Origin of the sequence: Pseudomonas lopnurensis (assembly GCF_015070855.1) — a bacterium.
Taxonomy (GTDB): Bacteria; Pseudomonadota; Gammaproteobacteria; order Pseudomonadales; family Pseudomonadaceae; genus Stutzerimonas; species Stutzerimonas lopnurensis.
This window is the reverse complement of the sequence record NZ_JADDIX010000040.1, coordinates 81,889-87,888: the sequence shown is the minus strand read 5'-3', so window position 1 is coordinate 87,888 and position 6,000 is coordinate 81,889. Positions and strand designations below refer to the sequence as shown.

Below are 6,000 nucleotides of genomic sequence, written 5' to 3'. Positions count from 1 at the left end.
ATCCGCATGTAGGGTGGAAAACGGCGAAGCCTTTTCCACGCGTCGCTTCCAGGCTACTCGCTAGGTTAATAGATTAGCTAGGTTCGTCAGGAAGGTATATTAAAACTTCAAAGTTGGAATAAGGAATCTTCTGTACCGAAAAAATGCTTTTAAACGATGGTCGAAAGGTTATGGATCCGCTAAGAAGTTGGCATATTCTTCTGGCATTGAATAGGCCGTAGCCTTGGCCGGTTACAGCTATCTTTCTAGCTGTCTCTGATCTAAAACCTTTCTCTCCAAGGCGGATCTCTTCGCCTTGATGTACCATTGGGCCTATAGAGGACACAGATATGGCTATCCCGCGATCTTTGATTGCGCTTGCGATCTCTATGGTGGAGGACGGTGGGGAGTACTTTATTGCGTTTCCGATCACTAGGTCTAAAAGCTGCTCAAAGTAGGCGATGTAGGTATCAATCTTTTTTGATGAAGCTTGGCTTATGTCAATTGTGACGGACTTCTGAGAAACCTCTTTGCTGAATTTTATTTTGGCTCGCTTTATCTTAGATTCAACCTCGATGATCCCTAGGGCGCAATTTGTTTTCGCCTCTTCTAGATCCTCTAGTGTGCTGATCAATACCCAGCCGTTGAAGTCCTGCCAGTGAGTTGAAATGCTCTCTATGCTTTCACGTATGCGCTGATTTGCCTTTTCACTGTCCTGTGTGTTGGCGCCCAGGCGCTCTACTAGTTTGGCTGCATTTTGAAGTTCGTTTTGAATATTTCGAGATAGAGAACGATATCGCTCAAGGAATTGCGCCATGTCCATGGTGTTCATTGCTACGCTCCATCGATGAATGGGCTCAGGACGGAACCCATTTTTACGGCTGTGATGCCGTAATTTGACAACATGCCGATATCCAGTCTGTTATCAGTTTTCGAGATCAGGTTATAGATCTGGGATGTTGATAGCCTGAATTTCTCTCGAAGAATCTGGCTCACGAGAATGTTTTCTACAAAAGCCTCTCTCAGCGTCGTGAGTTTGCTCTCGCTTACGTCGAGATGTTCCATTCGCTTTTGCAGGAACCTCCATCTTTGTTTTGGTCGATAAAAAATATCGGACAGATCTTGGAAATTCAGAAGAAAGTCCTCTACCTCCCAGTCTCTACTGAATATCTTGTCTACCGCGGTTGTCTTTTTGAGGTTGCGAACGATTGCGCCTGGATCTCCAGTGTATGCGGCGATAACGTGCAGAGGGTGTTTTTCACGAAGATCAGTGATAACGCTTATTCCCTCGGAGTTGCCGTATAGCTCTGTTCCTATATCGTGGATGTCACAGAGGATTATGTCGTACTTGGAAAGGTCGTGCGGTGTGAGGCGCTGCTTAGGGCTTTTTATTGGCTTGGTGTAACTGGTGTATTGAGTTACGCGGTGACCCTTCGCCTCTAGCGCTGGGATGAAAATAAATTCTTCATTGTCAATTACCGCAATTTTCAGGGATGGTGCGGCGCTCAAGAGCGCCGAAAAATCCATTTCAATTTTATCCGGGTATACGCTCTTCGCTTTTATTCTGGCGTAGATCCTGCAGAAAAAATGGATAGTTCGGTTAAGCATATTTCGTCCTTGAAAGAAGGCGGCTTTCGCCGCCTGTGAAACTCAATCCCAACTCAAAGCCCCACCCGTCTGATACTCAATCACCCGCGTCTCGAAGAAATTCTTCTCCTTCTTCAGATCCATGATCTCGCTCATCCACGGGAACGGGTTGGTAGTGCCCGGATACTCTTCCTTCAGACCAATCTGCGTCAGACGGCGGTTGGCGATGAACTTGAGGTAGTCCTCCATCATGGCGGCGTTCATGCCGAGGACGCCACGGGGCATGGTGTCGCGGGCATATTCGATTTCCAGCTGGGTGCCCTGGAGGATCATCTGGGTCGCTTCGTCCTTCATGTCGGCGTCCCACAGGTGCGGGTTCTCGATCTTGATCTGGTTGATCATGTCGATGCCGAAGTTCAGGTGCATGGACTCGTCGCGCAGGATGTACTGGAACTGCTCGGCGGTGCCGGTCATCTTGTTGCGGCGGCCCATGGAGAGGATCTGGGTGAAGCCGCAGTAGAAGAAGATGCCTTCGAGTACGCAGTAGTAGGCGATGAGGTTGCGCAGGAACTGCTTGTCGGTCTCCGGGGTGCCGGTCTGGAAGGTCGGGTCGGAGATGGAGCGGGTGTACTTGAGGCCCCAGCTGGCCTTTTTCGCGACGCTCGGGATCTCGTGGTACATGTTGAAGATTTCGCCTTCGTCCATGCCCAGCGATTCGATGCAGTACTGGTAGGCGTGGGTGTGGATCGCCTCTTCGAAGGCCTGGCGCAGGATGTACTGGCGGCACTCGGGGTTGGTGATCAGGCGGTAGGTGGCCAGCACGAGGTTGTTGGCGACCAGGCTGTCGGCGGTGGAGAAGAAGCCGAGGTTGCGCTTGACGATGCGGCGCTCGTCTTCGCTGAGGCCGTCCTTGCTCTTCCACAGGGCAATGTCGGCGTTCATGTTCACTTCCTGCGGCATCCAGTGGTTGGCGCAACCATCCAGATACTTCTGCCAGGCCCAGTCGTACTTGAAGGGTACGAGCTGGTTGAGGTCGGCGCGGGCGTTGATCATGCGCTTTTCGTCGACGCGCACGCGGGCCGATTCGCCTTCCAGTTCGTTGAGGCCTTCCTGGATGTCCAGGTCGTCCAGCGCGCGTTTGGCGCGGGCGATGGCATCGGAGTCGTCGGCGGCAACGGCGCGGGCTTCTTCCACGGAGCCGGCGGCTTCGTTGTCCAGCTTGGCGGCGGTCTGGCTCGCCGGCTGCGCGGCAGCGGCGGCCGGCGCGGCGGTGGTGGTTTCTTCTTCGTCGAATTCGTCCCAGCTCAGCATACTAGGGCTCCTTTCAGGAGCAGCTTCAAGCTTCAGGCTTCAAGCTGCAAGTGGTTCGGTGGCGAGTCGGGCTGTCAGCCAGCCCGACCCTGGGTATGCACGTTCGGCTCACGGCGGACAGGTTGCCGCTTGTGGCTTGCAGCTTGTCGCTGCTTTATTGGCAGGCTTCGCAGTCGGGGTTGTCGATACTGCATGCCAGTGGCACCGGTGCCGGCTTCGGCTCGTGGGCCGGTTCGGCGGCGGCCGGGGCGGCCTGTTTGCTTTCGTTGCCACCGCTGGAAACAGCGTTGAGCTTGCCGGTGTTGATGGTGGACTTCTCGGTGCTGGTCGCGGCCAGGGCACGGAGGTAGTAGGTGGTCTTCAGGCCACGGAACCACGCCATGCGGTAGGTCACGTCGAGCTTCTTGCCCGAGGCGCCGGCGATGTAGAGGTTCAGCGACTGGGCCTGGTCGATCCACTTCTGCCGGCGGCTGGCGGCTTCGACGATCCAGCGGGTTTCCACTTCGAAGGCGGTGGCGTACATGTCTTTCAGATCCTGCGGGATGCGCTCGATCTGCTGTACGGAGCCGTCGTAGTACTTGAGGTCGTTGACCATGACCGGGTCCCACAGGCCGCGGGCCTTGAGGTCGTGGACCAGGTAGGGGTTGATCACGGTGAACTCGCCGGACAGGTTCGATTTGACGTACAGGTTCTGGTACGTCGGCTCGATGGACTGCGACACGCCCACGATGTTGGAGATGGTCGCGGTCGGCGCGATGGCCATGATGTTGGAGTTGCGGATGCCTTTCTTGACGCGCTCGCGCACCGGCGCCCAGTCCAGGGATTCGCTCAGGTCGACGTCGATGTACTTCTGGCCACGGGCTTCGATGAGGATCTGCTGGGAGTCCAGCGGCAGGATGCCCTGGGACCACAGCGAGCCGTCGAAGCTGGAGTAGGCGCCACGCTCGTCGGCCAGGTCACAGGAGGCCTGGATGGCGAAGTAGCTGATGGCTTCCATGGACTTGTCGGCGAAGTCGATGGCGGCATCGGAACCGTAGGCGATGTGCTGCAGGTACAGCGCGTCCTGGAAGCCCATGATGCCCAGGCCCACCGGGCGGTGTTTGAAGTTGGCGTTCTGCGCCTGCGGCACGCTGTAGTAGTTGATGTCGATGACGTTATCGAGCATGCGTACAGCGGTGCGCACGGTGCGCTCCAGCTTGGCGGCGTCGAGCTTGCCGTCCTTGATGTGGTTGACCAGGTTGATCGAGCCCAGGTTGCAGACGGCGATCTCGTCCTTGTTGGTGTTCAGGGTGATCTCGGTGCAGAGGTTGGAACTGTGCACCACGCCGACGTGCTGCTGCGGGCTGCGCAGGTTGCACGGGTCCTTGAAGGTCAGCCACGGGTGGCCGGTCTCGAACAGCATCGAGAGCATCTTGCGCCACAGGTCCTTGGCCGGCAGGGTCTTGAACAGCTTGAGCTTGCCGTACTTGGTCAGCTCCTCGTAGTACTCGTAACGCTCCTCGAAGGCGCGGCCGGTGAGGTCGTGCAGGTCGGGGACGTCGGACGGGGAGAACAGGGTCCAGGGGCCGTCGTCGAAGACGCGCTTCATGAACAGGTCCGGAATCCAGTTCGCGGTGTTCATGTCGTGGGTACGGCGACGGTCGTCACCGGTGTTCTTGCGCAGTTCGAGGAATTCCTCGATGTCCAGGTGCCAGGTTTCCAGGTAGGCGCAGACCGCGCCCTTGCGCTTGCCGCCCTGGTTGACCGCCACGGCGGTGTCGTTGACCACTTTCAGGAACGGCACGACGCCCTGGCTCTTGCCGTTGGTGCCCTTGATGTAGGCGCCCAGTGCGCGCACCGGGGTCCAGTCGTTGCCCAGGCCGCCTGCGAACTTGGAGAGCAGGGCGTTATCGCGGATGGCGTCGTAGATGCCGCCCAGGTCGTCCGGCACGGTGGTCAGGTAGCAGGACGACAGCTGCGGACGCAGGGTGCCGGCGTTGAACAGGGTCGGCGTCGAGGCCATGTAGTCGAAGGACGACAGCAGGTTGTAGAACTCGATGGCGCGCGCTTCCTTCTGCTCTTCCTCGATGGCCAGGCCCATGGCCACGCGCATGAAGAAGATCTGCGGCAGTTCGAAGCGGACGTTGTCCTTGTGGATGAAGTAGCGGTCGTAGAGGGTCTGCAGGCCCAGGTAGGTGAACTGCTGGTCACGCTCGTGATCGAGCGCCGCACCCAGCTTGGCCAGGTCGTAGCCCTTGAGCTTGGAATCGAGCAGTTCGAACTCGACGCCTTTCTCGATGTAGGCCGGCAGGGCGCGGGCATAGAGGTCGGCCATCTCGTGATGGGTGGCGGACTCGGCAACCTCGAGGAAGCCCAGGGCTTCGGCGCGCAGGGTGTCCATCAGCAGGCGCGCGGTGACCTGGCTGTAGTTCGGCTCGCGCTCGACCAGGGTGCGGGCGGTCATCACCAGGGCGGTGTTGACGTCCTTCTCGGCCACGCCGTCGTAGAGGTTCTTCAGGGTTTCGCGCTCGATCAGCGCGCCGTCGACCTCGGCCAGGCCTTCGCAGGCCTCGGTGATGATGGTCTGCAGGCGGCCCATGTCCAATGGCTGCTGGCTACCGTCGGCACGGGTGACGCGGATACTCGGGTGCGGCTGGGCGATCTCGCCGCCGGCGGCGCTGGCGCTCTTGCGCTCGTTGGCGCGGGCCTCGCGGTAGATCACGTAGTCACGGGCGACTTTCTGCTCGCCGGCGCGCATCAGGGCCAGTTCGACTTGGTCCTGGATTTCCTCGATGTGGATGGTGCCGCCCGAAGGCATGCGGCGCTTGAAGGTGGCGGAGACCTGTTCGGTCAGGCGCGCGACGGTGTCGTGGATGCGCGAGGACATGGCCGCGTTGCCACCTTCCACCGCGAGAAAGGCCTTGGTGATGGCTACGGTGATCTTGTCGTCGGTGTAGGGCACGACGGTACCGTTGCGCTTGATCACGCGCAGCTGGCCCGGGGCGGTGGCCGCCAGATCCGGGATATCGGCTGAAAGCGGGTTCTCGCGAGTGGATTGGTTTTGCATGGGGGCTCCGGATTCTCTCTGGTCGCGGTATTCGTTCTGTGTGCCGGGCTTTGGCCCGGGCGTTCTTGCCGCATGAA

Annotated in this window: 4 protein-coding genes; all 4 read right to left on the bottom strand. The window is 58.5% G+C overall.

Annotation, left to right across the window (positions count from 1 at the left end; all coding sequences use genetic code 11):
* Positions 1 to 73: 73 nt before the first annotated feature.
* A complete protein-coding gene (locus tag IN820_RS08655; protein ID WP_193680587.1) occupies positions 74 to 811 on the bottom strand; it encodes a sensor histidine kinase in 738 nt (245 codons plus the stop codon).
* 2 nt (positions 812 to 813) lie between these two features.
* Positions 814 to 1,587: a hypothetical protein gene (locus tag IN820_RS08650; protein WP_193680586.1), complete on the bottom strand. Its 774-nt coding sequence runs from the start codon at positions 1,585 to 1,587 to the stop codon at positions 814 to 816.
* 42 nt (positions 1,588 to 1,629) lie between these two features.
* On the bottom strand, positions 1,630 to 2,877 hold the full coding sequence (locus tag IN820_RS08645; RefSeq protein WP_193680585.1) for a ribonucleotide-diphosphate reductase subunit beta: 1,248 nt from the start codon (positions 2,875 to 2,877) through the stop codon (positions 1,630 to 1,632).
* A 154-nt stretch (positions 2,878 to 3,031) separates the two neighbouring features.
* Positions 3,032 to 5,923, bottom strand: coding sequence for a ribonucleoside-diphosphate reductase subunit alpha (locus IN820_RS08640; protein ID WP_193680584.1), 2,892 nt, complete (start codon positions 5,921 to 5,923; stop codon positions 3,032 to 3,034).
* Positions 5,924 to 6,000: the final 77 nt, after the last annotated feature.

Excerpts from the sequence above, each read along its gene's own strand:
- IN820_RS08655 (WP_193680587.1), bottom strand. The coding sequence starts at position 811 with ATGAACACCATGGACATGGCGCAATTCCTTGAGCGATATCGTTCTCTA.
- IN820_RS08645 (WP_193680585.1), bottom strand. The coding sequence starts at position 2,877 with ATGCTGAGCTGGGACGAATTCGACGAAGAAGAAACCACCACCGCCGCG.
- IN820_RS08650 (WP_193680586.1), bottom strand. The coding sequence starts at position 1,587 with ATGCTTAACCGAACTATCCATTTTTTCTGCAGGATCTACGCCAGAATA.
- IN820_RS08640 (WP_193680584.1), bottom strand. The coding sequence starts at position 5,923 with ATGCAAAACCAATCCACTCGCGAGAACCCGCTTTCAGCCGATATCCCG.